The organism is Streptomyces sp. NPDC002838 (assembly GCF_040295365.1).
In the GTDB taxonomy this organism is placed as follows: Bacteria; Actinomycetota; Actinomycetes; order Streptomycetales; family Streptomycetaceae; genus Streptomyces.
Genome location: NZ_JBEOVF010000005.1, coordinates 33,641 through 49,796, shown reverse-complemented (window position 1 = coordinate 49,796; position 16,156 = coordinate 33,641). Strand labels below are relative to the sequence as shown.

The 16,156-nt window shown below is 71.7% G+C and carries 12 protein-coding genes; 3 read left to right on the top strand and 9 right to left on the bottom strand.

Annotation, left to right across the window (positions count from 1 at the left end; all coding sequences use genetic code 11):
- Positions 1–4: 4 nt before the first annotated feature.
- Together ABT063_RS08825 and ABT063_RS08820 are read right to left on the bottom strand one after the other, a co-directional pair.
- Positions 5–3,052 (bottom strand): putative bifunctional diguanylate cyclase/phosphodiesterase, encoded by a 3,048-nt coding sequence (locus tag ABT063_RS08825; protein WP_351056510.1) that lies wholly within the window; start codon positions 3,050–3,052, stop codon positions 5–7.
- A 446-nt stretch (positions 3,053–3,498) separates the two neighbouring features.
- Positions 3,499–4,473 carry a 2-hydroxyacid dehydrogenase gene (locus tag ABT063_RS08820; protein WP_351056509.1) on the bottom strand — a complete coding sequence of 325 codons (975 nt, stop codon included), beginning with the start codon at positions 4,471–4,473 and terminating at the stop codon, positions 3,499–3,501.
- Positions 4,474–4,549: 76 nt separating this feature from the next.
- Between ABT063_RS08820 and ABT063_RS08815 the strand changes: the two genes are divergently transcribed.
- Both ABT063_RS08815 and ABT063_RS08810 read left to right on the top strand, forming a co-directional pair.
- Positions 4,550–5,548, top strand: coding sequence for an aldo/keto reductase (locus tag ABT063_RS08815; protein WP_351056508.1), 999 nt, complete (start codon positions 4,550–4,552; stop codon positions 5,546–5,548).
- Positions 5,549–6,116: 568 nt separating this feature from the next.
- The gene (locus tag ABT063_RS08810) at positions 6,117–7,295 is read left to right on the top strand and encodes a PQQ-dependent sugar dehydrogenase (protein ID WP_351056507.1); all 1,179 of its coding nucleotides are present in this window, start codon (positions 6,117–6,119) and stop codon (positions 7,293–7,295) included.
- 16 nt (positions 7,296–7,311) lie between these two features.
- Here ABT063_RS08810 and ABT063_RS08805 read toward each other — a convergent pair whose 3' ends face one another.
- The 7 genes from ABT063_RS08805 to ABT063_RS08775 form a co-directional block, all read right to left on the bottom strand.
- On the bottom strand, positions 7,312–7,560 hold the full coding sequence (locus ABT063_RS08805) for a DUF6191 domain-containing protein (RefSeq protein WP_351056506.1): 249 nt from the start codon (positions 7,558–7,560) through the stop codon (positions 7,312–7,314).
- A 108-nt stretch (positions 7,561–7,668) separates the two neighbouring features.
- Positions 7,669–10,707, bottom strand: a complete 3,039-nt coding sequence (locus ABT063_RS08800) for a helix-turn-helix transcriptional regulator (protein ID WP_351056505.1) — start codon at positions 10,705–10,707, stop codon at positions 7,669–7,671.
- Between the two features lie 98 nt (positions 10,708–10,805).
- The gene (locus ABT063_RS08795; protein ID WP_351056504.1) at positions 10,806–10,991 is read right to left on the bottom strand and encodes a hypothetical protein; all 186 of its coding nucleotides are present in this window, start codon (positions 10,989–10,991) and stop codon (positions 10,806–10,808) included.
- Between the two features lie 196 nt (positions 10,992–11,187).
- Complete coding sequence (locus tag ABT063_RS08790) at positions 11,188–11,781, bottom strand: hypothetical protein (protein ID WP_502990784.1); 594 nt, start codon at positions 11,779–11,781, stop codon at positions 11,188–11,190.
- A gap of 26 nt (positions 11,782–11,807) precedes the next feature.
- Complete coding sequence (locus tag ABT063_RS08785; RefSeq protein WP_351056502.1) at positions 11,808–12,380, bottom strand: GNAT family N-acetyltransferase; 573 nt, start codon at positions 12,378–12,380, stop codon at positions 11,808–11,810.
- A complete protein-coding gene (locus ABT063_RS08780; protein WP_351056501.1) occupies positions 12,358–14,604 on the bottom strand; it encodes an MMPL family transporter in 2,247 nt (748 codons plus the stop codon). Before ABT063_RS08780 ends, ABT063_RS08785 begins: the two co-directional genes overlap by 23 nt.
- A gap of 203 nt (positions 14,605–14,807) precedes the next feature.
- Positions 14,808–15,125, bottom strand: coding sequence for a hypothetical protein (locus ABT063_RS08775; protein ID WP_351056500.1), 318 nt, complete (start codon positions 15,123–15,125; stop codon positions 14,808–14,810).
- Between the two features lie 186 nt (positions 15,126–15,311).
- Between ABT063_RS08775 and ABT063_RS08770 the strand changes: the two genes are divergently transcribed.
- Positions 15,312–16,115, top strand: a complete 804-nt coding sequence (locus ABT063_RS08770) for an SAM-dependent methyltransferase (protein WP_351056499.1) — start codon at positions 15,312–15,314, stop codon at positions 16,113–16,115.
- Positions 16,116–16,156 lie beyond the last annotated feature (41 nt).

Below are 16,156 nucleotides of genomic sequence, written 5' to 3'. Positions count from 1 at the left end.
CGTGTCAAGTGGGTGGGACGGGAGTCTCATTATGTGAGCGGAGGGCGCTGCCGCCTCCGAGAACAGCGGTCACTCCACTGGTGTACACCCCCGCGCCCTCGACACCGACACGTCCCTTCGGCTCTCTCACGCCGCCCGCGAACGCGGGCTCGGCGGGGCCGTGCGGCACCGGATAGTGGCCGGAATGCAGCGCCCGACGCAGCCGGTACTCGTCCAGTGGCGCGGAGAACGCCATGCCCTGCCCGTGTGTGCAGCCCATCGCGCGCAGCGCCACGACCTGCTCCGGCAGGTCCACGCCGTCGGCCACGGACTGCAGCCCGAGATCGGCGGCGATGCGCAGCAGCCCGCTGGTGATCTTGTGCAGCCGCGCGGACTCGACGACGCCCTCGACCAGACCGCGGTCGAGCTTGAGGACGTCGACGGGGAGCCTGCGCAGGGCCGTGATCGCCGCGTATCCGCTGCCGAAGCCGTCGAGGGCGATCCGGACGCCTAGTCTGCGCAGCGCGCTCAGCCGACGCTCCAGCTCGTCCAGACAGACCCGTGGGTCGGTGTCGGACAGCTCGATCACCAGCGCCCCGGAGGGCAGGCTGTGCCGGGTCAGCAGGGCCTCGATGGAGCCGAGCGGCATCGAGCGGTCCAGCAGCCGGCGGGCGCTCATCCGGACGGCCACGGGCACGGACAGCCCCGTCGCCGCGCGCTCGGCGGCCTGTTCGACGGCCTCCTCCAGGATCCAGCGGCCCAGCTCGGCCGTCTTGTCACTGTCCTCGGCCACGCGCAGGAACTCGGCGGGCGTGAACAGCACCCCTTGCGAGGACCGCCAGCGCGCCTGGGCGGTGACCGACGCGATCCGGCCGTCCTCCAGGCACACCACCGGCTGGTGCAGCAGGGTGAACTCGCCGTCGTGCAGCGCGGCACGCAGGCGCGTGGCCAGCTCCGCCTTCCGTACGACGTCCTGCTGCATCTGGGGGGCGTACAGCTCGACGCGTCCCTTGCCGCCCGCCTTGGCGCGGTACATGGCGAGGTCGGCGTTGCGCAGGATCTCGCCCGCGCCCAGGCCGGGCTCGGCGAAGGCGACGCCGATGGAGGCGTTGACCCGGACATCGTTGCCGTCGATGAGGTACGGCTGCGACAGCGTCGTCCTGAGGCGGTCGGCGAGCTCCAGGATGTGGCGCTCGCGGGCGGTGCGGTCACGGGTGCCGTCTCCGACGATCAGGGCCGCGAACTCGTCGCCGCCCAGCCGGGAGGCGGTGTCCCCGTGCCGGACCGCGTCCTGGAGTCTGCGGGCGGCCTGGACGAGCAGCTCGTCCCCGGCCTGGTGGCCGATCGTGTCGTTGACGGCCTTGAAGCCGTCGAGGTCGATGAAGAGGACGGCCGTACCCCGGTCGGAGGAGCGGCGGCCGGACAGGGCCTGCTGGACGCGCTTGGTGAACAGGGCGCGGTTGGGCAGGTCGGTCAGCGGGTCGTGCTCGGCGTTGTGCTGGAGCTGCGCCTGCAGGCGCACTCTTTCGGTCACGTCCCTGCTGTTGAAGATGAGGCCGCCGTGGTGACGGTTGACGGTGGACTCGACGTTGAGCCAGCCGCCGTCGCCGGAACGGAAACGGCACTCGATGCGCGTGGTGGGTTCGTCGAGCGGGCTGGCGGCGAGGAAACGGCGCACCTCGTGCACCACGCAGCCAAGGTCCTCGGGGTGGATGAGACCCGCCAGTTCCGTGCCCACGAGCTCCTCCGCGGGGCGTCCGTACACCCCGGCGGCGGCCGGGGAGACGTACCGGAGGATGCCGTTGGGTGCGGCGATCATGATGACGTCGCTGGAGCCCTGCACCAGGGAGCGGAAGTGGTTCTCCTTCTGCGCCAGTTCCTGGGTGAGGGTGATGTTGTCGAGCAGCATGATGCCCTGGCGCACCACGAGGGCGAGCACGACAGTGCCGCCGGTGAGGAGCACCACGCGGTCGACGCTGCGGCCGCTGAGGACGTTGTAGAGGATCCCCAGTGTGCAGACGGCGGCGGCGAGATAGGGCGTGAGGGCGGCGAGGGAGCCGGCGATGGGCCTGGCGGCCGGATACCGGCTGTGATCACCTCCCTGCGGGGGCTGCGGGGACGGGTGGTGGTGCGAGCCGGTGCGCTGTCCGGGCAGGTGCTCGTGCACCACGCGCGTGTGTCCCTCGCTGCCGCGCCGGTCCCTGGGGTGCCGGTCGGTGTGTGCCTGCCCGGGCCGGGCGGCCCAGGGGGCGTAGGCGAGCAGCAGCGAGCCGGCGAACCAGCCCGCGTCGAGCAGCTGGCCGGAGCGGTAGGTGTGGTGCAGCAGCGGCGAGGTGAACAGGGCGTCGCACATCACGGTCAGGGCGAGTGCGCCGATCGCGGTGTTCACCGCCGTGCGGTTGACCGCCGAGCGCCTGAAGTGCAGTGCGAGCACCATGCTGACCAGGGCGATGTCGAGCAGCGGATAGGCGAGCGACAGCGCGGTGTGCGACACGCTCGATCCCTCGGACTTCGCGGCCTGCGCGAGAGCGAGGCTCCAGGACAGCGTGAGCAGCGAGCCGCCGATCAGCCAGGCGTCCAGGCCGAGGCAGACCCAGCCCGCCTTCGTCACCGGGCGCTTGGCCAGCACCAGCAGTCCCACGATCGCGGGCGGCGCGAAGCACAGGAAGAACAGGTCGGCGTAGCTGGGGCTGGGGACGGGGCGTCCGAGGACCACCTCGTACCACCCCCAGACCAGGTTGCCGAGGGCCGCCATCGCCGAGGAGAGGCCGAACAGCAGCCAGGCGGGTCGAAAGCGGACACGGCGGTTGCGCGCGTAGAGGAAGCAGGACACGGCGGCGGCGCCGGCAGCGGCGCTCAGCCCGAAGTCGCCCATGATCAGCGCGACTTGTTGCGAGCCCCAGCCGAGCGCGGAACCGACGGCGTATCCCGCGCACACCAGGGCCAGGACGAGTTGGGGGACCATGCTCGACCCGCTGCCGGAGGCCGGCGGGCGGATCAGCGGCGCCCCCGGCGAAGGCTGTGCCCGCAGCGCTCCGTCGAGGGTGGTCGTGGAAGAAGGGGGCGAACTCACCGGTCCCTCCCGGTCCGCGCCGCCCCCGGGTCCCATGGGTCCCGGTGGGCTGGGTGCGCATGCCTCCTGCGGCTGCTGTGCCTGCGGTGGTGATGGCTGTTGTGGTGATGGCTGTTGTGGTGATGGCTCAGAGGGTCGCCGTGACAGCCGTGGTTGCTGTCGTGGCCGGCGTGGTCACCGCGTCTGCGCGCGGCCGTGTGCCAGGGTCGCCGTCGGCGGCCCTGCCGCCGCGTCGGATCGTTCGTCCATAGGCCGTGCATCGCCCGTCGCCCCCCTCACAGTCTGAAATGTCCATCCCCGGCGCCGAACGGTCGCGGCGCAGCCCCTGTCGGGACGATACACCAGTCTCGTCACTCAGGGACATAGGTTCTCTACTCTCCGTGACGATCAACTGATGTATGAGTACCCACCGCGTCCGGAGGATCGCGGACGGTACTCGAAACGGATTACACGTCTGTTGCCCCGTCTGGTGCCAGATCTGTCGTACTCGTCGTAAGGATCACGTTCCGCAGCGGCTCCCGGTTCACGAAACGGTTCAACTGGTCCACCAGCAATCGCTTGGCGCGCGGCAGGAACGCGGACGTCGGCCCTCCCACGTGCGGGCTGACGAGCACGCCCGGCGCTCGCCACAGGGGGTGCCCCGGGGGCAGCGGCTCGGGGTCGGTGACGTCGAGGGCGGCGGTGATGCGACCGGTCTCCAGTTCCGAGAGCAGGGCCTTGGCGTCGACGACGGGCCCGCGACCCACGTTGACCAGCAGCGCGCCGTCCTTCATGCGGGCGAGGAAGTCGGCGTTCACCAGGTGGCGGGTGGTCTCGGTGAGGGGCGTGACGAGGACGACGACGTCCGCCTCCGGCAGCAGGGAGGGCAGTTCGGTGAGTGGGCGCACCGGTCCGCGCGCCGTGGTGCGCGCGGAGCGCGCGACGCGCGCCACCCGCGCTACCTCGAACGGAACGAGCCGGTCCTCGATCGCTGATCCGATCGACCCGTACCCCACGATGAGGACGCTCTTGTCGGCCAGCGCGGGCCGGAACCCGCCGCGCCACTCCCCCCGGTCCTGGGCGCGCACGAAGTCCGGTACGCCGCGCAGCGAGGCGAGGATGAGAGTGAGCGTGAGCTCGGCGGTGCTCGCCTCGTGCACCCCGCGCGCGTTGCACAACCGCACGCCGGGGGGCAGGTGCTTCAGCCCCGGCATCACGTTGTCGACGCCGGCCGACAGGGTCTGCACGACCTGCACGGAACTCATCCGGGGCACGGGCCGCAGTCCGACCTCGACGGGCTTCATGTAGGGGACGACGTAGTACGCGCAGTCGGCCGGGTCCGCGGGGAAGTCCTCGGCGCCGTCCCAGAAGCGGTAGGTCGGCCCCTCGGGGAGCCCTTCGATCTCGTCCGGCGGGATGGGGAGCCACACGTCAGCTGTCATGGTCAGGAGGCTATGTCAGGGACGCGGCACCGCAGAGGTTAGGTTGGGAGGCCTGGAGAGGGAGGGTCACGAGCAGGTGGAGCGCAGGACGATCGGCGCGGCGGCGCTCGCGGTGGGAGCCGTCGGACTCGGATGCATGCCGATGAGCTGGGCGTACAGCGGATCACGGCAGCGCGGCGACGAGTCGCTCAGGGCCGTGCACCGGGCGCTGGACCTGGGCTCGACGCTCCTGGACACGGCCGACATGTACGGCCCCTTCACCAATGAGCTGCTGCTGGGGCGGGTGCTGAAGGAACGCCGCCAGGACGCCTTCGTGTCGACCAAGGTCGGCCTGCTGGTGGGCGAGCAGCACATCGTGGCCAACGGCCGCCCGGGCTACGTGAAGCGCGCCTGCGACGCCTCGCTGCGGCGCCTGCAGACCGACGTGATCGACCTCTACCAGCTCCACCGGGCGGACCCGGAGGTTCCGGTCGAGGAGACCTGGGGCGCGATGGCGGAGCTCGTCCGGGCCGGAAAGGTACGGGCGTTGGGGCTGTGCGCGATGGGCGCGCGGGGCGGCCGCCGGTCCGGGACGCGGCTGCACGACGCGACGATCCGGCAGTTGCGGCGGGTGCAGCAGGTGTTCCCGGTGAGCGCCGTGCAGGCGGAGCTGTCGGTGTGGTCGCCGGAGGCGCGGGAGTCGCTGCTGCCCTGGTGCGAGGCGCGCGACATCGGCTTCCTGGCGGCGATGCCGCTCGGCAACGGCTTCCTGACCGGCACGCTCACCCCCGGCGAGGGTTTCGAACCGGACGACGTACGCGCCCGCCACCCCCGCTTCACCGCCGAGATGATGGCCGCGAACCAGCCGATAGTGGCCGGCCTGCGCCGCATAGCCCGCCGCCACGGCGAGGACGTCACCCCGGCCCAGGTGGCCCTGGCGTGGGTGCTGGCGCAGGGACGCCACGTGGTCCCGGTGCCGGGGACCAAGCAGGAGCGCTGGGTGACGGAGAACGCCCGAGCGGCGACGCTGCGTCTGACGGCACAGGATCTGGCGGAGGTGGCGGGTTTGCCGGGGGCGCAGGGGTCGTGGGAGTGACGGGCCCTGGTTGTGGGCGGGATCCCTTGGGTGACGGGCGGCGGGGTCGGGGCGGGATGGCGGGAGTGACCAGGGGCGCGGGCGGGGGATCCTGAAGGTGACGGGCGGCGCGGGCTCGGCGGGATCCCGGAAGTGACCGGCCGCGCGGGCGCGGAATCCCGGACACGACCGGCGGCCGGTCGCGGCGGGCGCGGGGCACGGAACCCTGGACACGAACCGGCAGCGCGGGCTCGGCGGAATCCCGCGAGCCACCAGCCACGCGGGCGCGGAATCCCGGACACGACCGGCGGCCGGTCGCGGCGGGCGCGGGGCACCGAACCCTGGACACAAACCGGCAGCGCGGGCGCGGCGGAATCCCGCGAGCCACCAGCCACGCGGGCGGGGATCCCGGACACGACCGGCGGCACGCTCCCGACGGAATCCCGCGAGCCACCAGCCACGCGGGCACGGAATCCCGGACACGACCGGCGGCGCGTGCTCGCATCGGATTACGGTGATCGGGAACCTGTGAGGCGCGAGCGGTGTATGACAAGTAGAACGTGCCGCGAGACCGCCCGTCGAAGGGACCATGATCGTGCGACATCGAGCTGTGTCGGCCGTGCTGGCCGCGGCCGCGCTCCTGCTGACGGCCGGGTGCTCCTCCGACGACGGAGGAGGGGGGTCGTCCGACGGCGGCAACAGCGCCGCACCGAGTCGTGCGGCCTCCGGGTCGTCGTCGCCCGCCGGGCAGGGCGGCGAGGCGGCAGCCCCCGCCAAGGGCTCGGCGAAGGTGGTCCGCACGGTCACCGAGGACCTGAGCACCCCCTGGGGGCTCGCCCCGCTGCCGGACGGCGACCTGCTCGTCTCCTCCCGCGACGAGGCGACGGTCACGCGGGTCGACGGGGAGTCGGGCAAGAAGACCGAGCTGGGCGAGGTGCCGGGGGTGTCACCGGCCGGCGAGGGCGGTCTGATGGGCCTCGCGTTGTCCCCCGACTACGCCTCGGACCACATGGTCTACGCGTACTTCACCTCGGCCTCGGACAACCGCATCGTCCGCATGCTGTACGACGAGCAGAAGCCGCCCGGCGAGCAGCTGGGCGCGCCCGACACGATCTTCAGGGGCATCCCCAAGGGCTTCGTCCACAACGGCGGCCGGATCGCCTTCGGCCCGGACAAGATGCTGTACGCGGGCACGGGCGAGAGCGGCGAGGAGGGCCTGTCCCAGGACAGGAACTCCCTGGGCGGCAAGATCCTGCGCCTGACCCCGGAGGGCGAACCGGCTCCGGGCAACCCGTTCCCGGACTCCCCTGTCTACACCTACGGCCACCGCAATGTGCAGGGACTGGCCTGGGACGGCAAACAGCGCCTGTTCGCCGCGGAGTTCGGCCAGGACACCTGGGACGAGCTGAACGCGATCAAGCCGGGCGACAACTACGGCTGGCCGGAGGCCGAGGGCAAGTCGAGCAACGCCGAGTATCACAACCCGCTGGCCCAGTGGGGCACGGACGAGGCCTCCCCCAGCGGCATCGCCTATGCCGAGGGTTCCATCTGGATGGCGGGCCTGAAGGGCGAGCGTCTGTGGCGCATCCCCCTGAAGGGCACCGCGGCCTCGGCGGATCCGCAGGCCTTCCTCCAGGGCGAGTACGGCCGCCTGCGCACGGTGGCGCCGGCCGGCGGCGACAAGCTGTGGCTGGTGACCAGCAACACGGACGGCCGGGGAGACCCTCAGGACGGGGACGACCGGATTCTGGAGGTGCAGGTCAGCTAGGCCCTAGCGCCGCCCCTCACTTCTGCGGGGAGTCTCCCTCGTCGGGGCCTTCTTCGTCCAAGCCTTCTTCGTCCAAGCCTTCTTCGTCCAAGCCTTCTTCGTCCGGCTTCGGCGGCCGTACGACGACGATCCCGGACGCGAGATCTATCGGCCCGCGCCCGGGATCGCCGTCCCCGACGTCCACGCGGGTCAGCTCAAGGCGTTTCTTCTCGTCACGGGTGTGCTTGCGGCCGGGGGAGAACAGTTCCTCGAAGACGTTGAACATGGCTTCCTTCCCATGCTGCGTGGCTACGGGCGCCGATGCGTCGTTGATCAGCGAGTGCCGGAGGTGAGTCACTGAGAGGTCGTCCTGCGCGCCAGGTGGCCTTCTCCATCATCCCGCGCCCACCCGCTCTTCCGCCCCCGGCGGAAACAACCCCAGCCGATGCGCCACCGCCGCCGCCTCTCCCCTCCCCGAGACGCCGAGCTTGCCCAGGATGTTGGAGACATGGACGCTCGCCGTCTTCGGGGAGATGAAGAGTTCCTCGGCTATCTGGCGGTTGGTGCGGCCGGCGGAGACCAGGCGGAGGACGTCGCGTTCTCGGCCGGTGAGGCCGAGGGTCCGGGCCGGGTCGTCCGGGATGGAGGGCCGGCTGCCGGTCAGGGTGAGGCGGGCGCGCTGGGCGAGCCGGGCAACGTTTTCGGCGAGGAGACGTGCGCCGAGGTGCTCGGCGACGGCGTGGGCGAGGCGGAGCAGTTCCGTGGCCCGGGCCCGCTCGGGCTCGCCCCCGCCCGCCAGCAGGGCCTCGGCCATCCGGTGCCGGACGCGGGCGAGGTCGTAGGGATGGTCCAGGGCCTCGAAGGCGGTGACGACCTCCGACCACCGCTCAGGGGTGTCCTGGCCCTCTGCCCGCTGGACCTCGGCGTTGACCCACTTCTCGACGGCGAGCCAGACGGGCGCGCCCGTGGTGAGCTTCTTGACGGCCGCGAGGATGCGGTCGAGGGCGGCGGCCCGGCCTTCCTCCGCAGTGGGCAGATCGCGTGCGTCGGCCTCGGCGAGCGCGGCGGCCAGCAGGACCGACCAGCCGTAGCGCTGGGTGCCGGGCGGGAAGCCGGCGTCGAGGACCCGCTCCAGTTCGGCGCGGGCGTCGAGCAGGCGGCCCTCCCCCGCGGCCACGCCGATCACGATCCGGGCGAGGGGGAGCGCCTGCTGTGGCATGGGGTCGTGGGTGCCGTAGTGCGCCCGGGCGGTGGCCAGGTGGGCGGCGGCCCCGGCCACGTCGCCCCGGACGAGGGCGAGGTTGGCCAGGCGCAGTGCGCCGGCGCCCTGGGGCTTGGCGCTGTGTCCCACCCGCAGCGCGTTCGCCGCGGCCTCGGCGGCGTCGTCCCAACGGCCCAGCGAGTACAGGGAGTCGGACAGGTTGCCCCACGCCCAGGCCTCGGAGTCCAGTTGGCCGTACTTCCGGGTGTAGGCGATGCCGGCCTCGAGGATGGGCACCGCCTCCCGTGAACGGCCGACGGCCTCGAGTTCCGAAGGCAGGTTCACATGGGCGCGGCTGGCCACGTAGGTCATGCCCTCCGCGACAGCCCGCTCCTTGACCTCGTACAGCTCGGCGAGTCCGCCCTCGACGTCGCCCGCGTCGACCATGAGGCAGCCGCGCGTGAGGCGCGCGTTCAGTTCGATCTCGCGGGCGCCGACCATGCGGGCGTACTCCACCGCGCGTTCGGCCGCGGAGAAGGCGTCGGGGCCGGGTTCGTGCAGCATCGCCCAGTTGGCCACGGTGGAGAGCACCTCGGCGTGCACCTCGGACGGAGGCAGGCCGCGTACGAGGTCCTGGGCGGTGCCCAGTTCCTGCCAGCCGTCGCCCCGGGCCTGCGCCTGCACCAGCCGGGACCGCTGGATCCAGAACCAGGCGGCTCGCAGGGAGTCCCCCTCGTCCTCCAGCAGCCGCAGCGCCCGCTTGGTGATCTTCAGGGCGCGTTCGCGTTCCCCGCAGAGCCGTCCGGCGACGGCGGCCTCGGCCATCAGGTCGAGATAGCGCAGGGGCGTGGTCACCGGGTCGCAGCCGCACGGAGGGTAGACCTCGGTGTAGTCGACGGGGCGCAGCTCGGCCCGTGTGTCCTCGGGGGCGGAGTCCCACAGCTCCATCGCCCGTTCCAGGAGCCGCAGTTGTTCGGAGTAGGCGTGCCGGCGGCGGGCGGTGACGGAGGCGTCCAGGACGGCGGGCAGGGCCTTGGCGGCGTCGTGGGCGTGGTACCAGTAGCTGGCCAGGCGCATGACGCGCTCGTCGGCGGGGACGAGCGTGGGATCGGCCTCCAGCGCCTCGGCGTAGCGGCGGTTGAGGCGGGAGCGCTCGCCGGGCAGCAGGTCGTCGCCGACGGCCTCGCGGACCAGGGAGTGGCGGAAGCGGTAGCCGTCGCCGCCGGGCGCGGCGAGGAGGATGTTGGCGTTCACGGCGGCCCGCAGCGCCTCGATGAGGTCGTCCTCGGCGAGCCCGGCGACGGCGGCCAGCAGCCGGTACTCGACGGTGGAGCCGCCCTCGGCGACGATCCGGGCGACCCGCTGGGCGCTCTCCGGCAGCCCTTCGACGCGGACCAGGAGGAGGTCGCGCAGGGAGTCGGTGAGGCCGGCGCGGCACCCTTCGTGGGCGGCGACGGCGAGTTCCTCGACGAAGAAGGCGTTGCCGTCGGAGCGCTCGAAGATCTCGTCGACCTGTTCGGGGTCCGGCTCGGCGGCGAGGATTCCGGCGATCTGGCGGCCGACCTCGGTGCGGTTGAAGCGGCTCAGTTCGAGGCGGCGGACGGTGCGCAGTCGGTCGAGTTCGGCGAGCAGGGGCCGCAGCGGGTGGCGGCGGTGGATGTCGTCGGAGCGGTAGGTGGCGAGGACGACGAGGCGGCCGGTGCGCAGGGTGCGGAAGAGGTAGGCGAGGAGGTGGCGGGTGGAGGCGTCGGCCCAGTGCAGGTCCTCCAGGGCGACGACGACCGTGCGGTCGGCGGCGACCCGCTCCAGCAGCCGTGCGGTGAGTTCGAAGAGGCGGGCCATGCCCTCCTCGTCGTGCCGGCCCGCGCCCGCCTCGCCCAGCTCGGGCAGCAGCCGGGCCAGCTCCTCCTCCTGACCGGCAGCCGCGTCCGCGAGTTCCTCGGGCAGTTCGCGGCGCAGGGCGCGCAGCGCGGTGGAGAAGGGGGCGAAGGGCAGTCCGTCGGCGCCGATCTCGACACAGCCGCCGAGCGCGACGACGGCACCCCGGCGGCAGGCGGCGGTGGCGAACTCCTCGACGAGGCGGGTCTTGCCGACCCCGGCCTCACCCGCGAGCAGTAACGCCTGCGGCTCGCCCGCGCAGGCGCGGGCGAGCGCGTCGTTCAGCGTGTCCAACTCGTCGGCGCGGCCGACGAACACGGGACTGACGGACCTGGTCTCCACGGGCCCGAGCATCGCACGCGGGTACGACAGTGCGGCACCCGTTTTCCCTGGGAGGGCCGTCACCGTGGGGGCGGGCAAGGCCGTACGGCTGCCCTCCCCGGCCCCGGCGCTCACGCCGCACGCGGGAACCGGTACCTGCGGGGGCGGCTGGTATTCACCTCGCCCTCGGCGGCGTGCCTGGCGGCCTCGCGGCGGACGGCGCGACGGCTGCGGACGGCCTCACGGGCCAGCCGCTCGTACTCGGCGCGGCGGATCAGCTCGGCGGAACGGAACTGCGAGATCTCGTACTCGTACATGGTGTGTCCCTTGGAAGGTCGGTTTCGGACTTCGCTTTCTGCGATGCCTCAACCTTCGTCTCCAAGGTGGGTCCGCCGCATCGGGAGAGTTCCGCATCTTCGCAGGCCGCTGGGGCCTTAGATGTGCGTGAGGGGCCTCAGGACATCCGTAAGGTGCTTACGGATGTCCTAAGACCCCTCAGGACGTGCGGTGCTTTCAGCCCGCGGAGGGCAGTCCCAGCAGGGCGTCGGTGTACTTCAGGACGGCCAGGAGCAGGCCGATGACGCCGAGCACGACACCGCCCCAGGCGACCGACTTGATCCAGGCGGCCTGCGGCCTGCCGGGCGTGCCGAACGCGGGCAGGGCGAGGACGACGACGCCGACGACCAGCGCGAGCAGCGCGAACAGGCCGCTCCACAGCGCGGTGGTCTGCCAGGCGTCGCCGTAGACCTCCTTGATCTGCGTGGCGACGTTCGCGGAGGACGAGGTCTGCAGCTGGCCGACGAGGGTCTCGCGGGCGGCGGCGACGGTGCCGATCCAGCCGCCGGTGAGCGAGACGAGGCCCAGCGCGGCGGAGACGACGGCGCCCGCGCCCTGACCGACGCCGGAGGCTCCCGCCTCCTCGCCCTTGGTGACGACTTCGACGGCCTCGGCCCCCGTGTCCTCGGCGTCCGTGTCCTCGGCGTCCGTGTCCTCGGTCTCCGTCACCTCGCCGATCGTGCCGGCGTTCACCTTCTCCTCGTCGGTCGTGGCCTCGGCGCCCGTCTCGGCGCCGGTCTCGTCAGCTGTCTTGGTTCCCATGTTCCGCACCGTACGGATCCTGTCTGAGAGGTTGCTTAATGATCGTTGTGAGCCGCATGCGCGCGTGTCGCGCGCCACTCAGGGGCGAGGATGGACCACACCTCGAGGTCGAGCCGTACCCCGTGATGGGGATAGCACTCCCGCCGCACGCCTTCTCTGGTCATCCCCAGGCGCCGTGCCACGTTCAGGCTCGCCTGGTTGCCCACGGCCGCGATCCACTCGACCCGGTGGATGCCGCGCCGCTCGATCGCGAAGTCGAGCAGCACCCGCATCGCACGGGTGACCAGGCCACGTCCCGTACCGGCCGGTTCCAGCCAGCAGCCGACCTCGCAGTTGGCGTTCTCCGCGTCGAAGTTCAGGAAGAGCACGCCGCCCACGAGCTTCCCGTCCAGCCACAAGCCGTGCAGGGAGGCGGTGTCGGCGGCGCGCAGGTCGGCGTACCGCTGGAGCATGTCCCGGGTGGACGCCAGGTCCGTGGCCTTCTCACCGAAAGGGATGAACCGGTTGATGAACTCCCGGCCCCGGTCCAGGTGTGCGAGGAACTCCTCGGCGTGCCACGGCTCCAGGGGGCGCAGTTCGGCGCCGTCACCCAGGGATATCGCGTACATCCTGTTCGTCCCGCCCCTTCGCCAGGACGTCCGCCACCTCGGCGTCCGTCGCGGCGGCCAGCCTCTCATGGGCGGCACGGCTCTCGGGCGCCTCGATGCTGATGCGTGGCATACGGCGGTCCAGCCAGCGCGGCAGCCACCAGTTGGCGCCGCCGAGCAGATGCATGAGGGCCGGCACCAGCAGCGTACGGAGCACGAAGGCGTCGAGGGCGACGGCGGCGGCGAGGGCTATGCCGAACATGGCGATCACGCGGTCGCCGCTGAGCACGAAGGCGAGGAAGACGGAGATCATGATGACCGCGGCGGAGTTGATCACCCGGCTGGTCTCGGCGAGGCCGACACGGACGGCCCGCCGGTTGTCGCCGGTCTCCAGCCACTCCTCGTACATCCGGCTGACCAGGAAGACCTGGTAGTCCATGGAGAGCCCGAAGAGGACGGACACCATGATCACGGGGAGGAAGGGCTCGATGGGCCCGGCGCGGCCCAGGCCGAGCAGCTCGCTCCCCCATCCCCACTGGAAGATCGTGACCACGACGCCGAAGGCGCCGGCGACGGCGGCGACGTTCATCACGGCGGCCTTCAGCGGGATGCCGAGGGACCGGAAGGCGAGCAGGAGCAGCAGGCAGCCCAGGCCGATGACGACGCCGACGAACACGGGCAGCTTGCCGACGATCACGTCGGCGAAGTCGTCGTAGCCGGCCGTCACCCCGCCGACCTGGACGTCGAGCGAGGTGCCGGTCTCGGCACGCGGCAGCACCTCGGTGCGCAGCCGGTCGACGAGGTCGCTGGTCTTCTGGGACTGCGGCGCCGACTCCGGGACGATCGAGAAGTACGCCGTGTCACCACCGGAGTTGTACGTCACCGGTGTCACCGACGCGACGCCCTCGGTGGTGCGGAGGGTGGCGTCGAGGTTGTCGAGGGCGAGCTTGTCTTCGGCTCCTTCGACGTGTGTGACGAGGGTGAGCGGGCCGTTGACACCCGGCCCGAAGCCGTCCGCGAGGAGGTCGTAGGCCTGGCGCGTGGTCGACGTTTCGGGGTCGTTGCCCTGGTCGGAGGTGCCCAGGCGGAGCCCCAGGGTGGGCAGGGCGAGGACCGTTATGACGCCCAGGGCGATCGCGCCGAGCAGCTTGGGGTGGCGTTCGACGAAGGCCGACCAGCGGGCGGCGAGCCCGGTCGGGAGCTCGGGTTCGGGGCCGTGCTCCGCCAGCCTTCTGCGCTCGCGCCGGCTGAGGGCGCGCATGCCGATGAGGGACAGCAGTGCGGGCAGCAGGGTCACGGAGGCCGCGACCGTCAGGACGACGGTCAGCGAGGCCGCGATCGCGACGCCGTTGAGGAAGCCGAGCCGGAGGATCAGCATCCCCAGAAGGGCGATGCAAACGGTGGCACCCGCGAAGACGACCGCGCGTCCGGTGGTGGCCACGGCGTTGGTGACCGCCTCCGTCACGGACAGCCCGCGTTTCAGGCCACGCCGGTGTCGGGTGACGATGAACAGCGCGTAGTCGATGCCGACGCCGAGCCCGATCAGCATGCCGAGCATGGGCGCGAAGTCGGCGACGGTCATGACGTGCCCGAGCAGCACGATCCCGGCGTACGCGGCGCCGACACTGACCAGCGCGGTGGCGATGGGCAGCAGCGAGGCGGCGAGCGAGCCGAAGGCGAGGAACAGCACCACGGCGGCGACCGCCACGCCGACCACCTCGGCGAGGTGACCGCCGGACGACTCGGTGAGCCCTATGGCGCTGCCGCCGAGCTCCACCCGGAGCCCGTCGGTCTCGGCGTCCTTCGCGGCCCCGACCACGGCCTGCGCCTCGGAGGCGTCGATGTCCTGGGCCGGATCGTCGAAGGTCACCGTGGCGTACGCCGTATGTCCGTCCTCGCTGATCCGGCCCGCGCCCTGATCGTCGTACGGACCTGACACGGCGGCCACGCCGGGCAGGGCCGCGATCTTGTCTAGGGTGCGGGTCATGGTCTGTTCCACGTCGGCGGCGCGGACCGTGCCGGACTTGGTCTGCCAGACGACGGTGTCGCTGTCGCCGCCGAGGCCCGGGAAGCCGTCCTGCAGCAGCTGCGTGGCGCGGCCGGACTCGGTGCCGGGGACCTTGTAGTCGTTCGAGTAGGCGGAGCCGGCGACGGCGGCGCCCGCGGTCACCCCGCCGAGGGCGAGGAGCCACAGGATTACGACGACGAGACGTCGTCGGACACACCAACGCGCGAGGGCTGCCACGAACGTGCTCCCAGGGTGGGGATTTGTGGATCTTTGACCGGGAACAGTCGTTCATGAAACTTCATGATGTGAACGGCCCGCAAAGAACGCATGAGCAATGCGAAGACAACTCTCGCAGGCGAATGTGATCGTTTGCGCCGTTCGTGGGTTTACTCACAGCAGTGGGAGCCAGATCACAGGACAGTAACGGCAACTCTGTCACCTCAGTCGAACTGGTCGCCCACGGCCATCACCATCGCCCCCGCGATCAGCAGCCACAGGGCGCGCCTGGTCCGCCCCTGTGACCCGAGGACCGACGCGAGTGCGCATACGGCGGCGCCGACGGCGTAGGCGGCCGGGACGAGGGTCGGTGCGGAACCGGTGAAGCGGAGCGTCGACGCGGCCAGGCCCGCGAGGGCCAGCAGCGCCCCGGTTCCGGCCGCCGTCCAGCGGGCCCGCCGCGCGTCCTGCGCCGGATCCACGTGGTCCTCCTGTATGTCCCCGTGGATCTGGGGTGCCTCGGAATCACCGCGTCCGCTCATGGCGGGGGAGCGTAGCGCGTCCCGCTGAACAAATCGGATGCGGGACGGCAGCACGGCTGCTAGCTTCCCGGCGTCCGTCGTTTCCGGCACATCGCCGCCGACCGAAGCAGGTGCATTGTTTGAAGGTCCGACCGAGCTCCTACGCATCTCTCTCCCCTACGAAGGACTCAAGGAGCCCGTTCACCGATGTCAGACATCACACAAGGGACCTCGACTGACCGCCTCACCGAGCGTCTGACCCACCCCGGCTATCCGCGCAGCAACCGCTACGACGCCCGCTGGACCATCGAGAACCAGATGGGCCCGCACGCGCTGTGGCTGCTGGAGTGGCTGGCCCCCGCGCTCGGCCTGGAGGACCTGCGCCCCGGCGCGCGTGTCCTCGACCTCGGCTGCGGCCGCGCCATGACGTCCGTCTTCCTCGCCAAGGAGTACGACGTCCAGGTCACCGCCGCCGACCTGTGGGTGAAGCCCGACGAGAACGCGGCCCGTATCGCCGAGGCCGGCGTCGCGGACCGCGTCCTGCCCGTGTTCGCCGAGGCGCACGACCTGCCGTTCGGCGAGGGCTGCTTCGACGCGATCGTCTCCATCGACGCGTACCAGTACTTCGGCACCAACGACCTGTATCTGCCCACGCTGACCCGGCTGCTGAAGCCGGGCGGGCGGATCGGGGTCGTCGTACCGGCGCTGACGGAGGAGCCGGAGGGCATGGAACCGCCGGAGCACCTCAAGCCCTGGTGGGAGCCCGACTTCTGGTGCTTCCACACCGCCGACTGGTGGCGGCGCCACTGGACGCGCAGCGGGGCCGTCGAGGTCGAGGCGGCCGACTGGCTGCCGGACGGCTGGAAGGACTGGCTGCTCTGGTGCGAGGTGGTCGCCGAGGAGAGTCCGGAGGAGTTCCACCGGCGCATGGCCCGTGAGGTCGGCGAGATGGTGCGCGCCGACGAGGGCCGCGCCCTGGGCTTCGTACGGGTCGTAGGCCGCCGTCTGTGAGCTGACATGACTCGGGGGGATGCACCGGTACGACGGTGCAT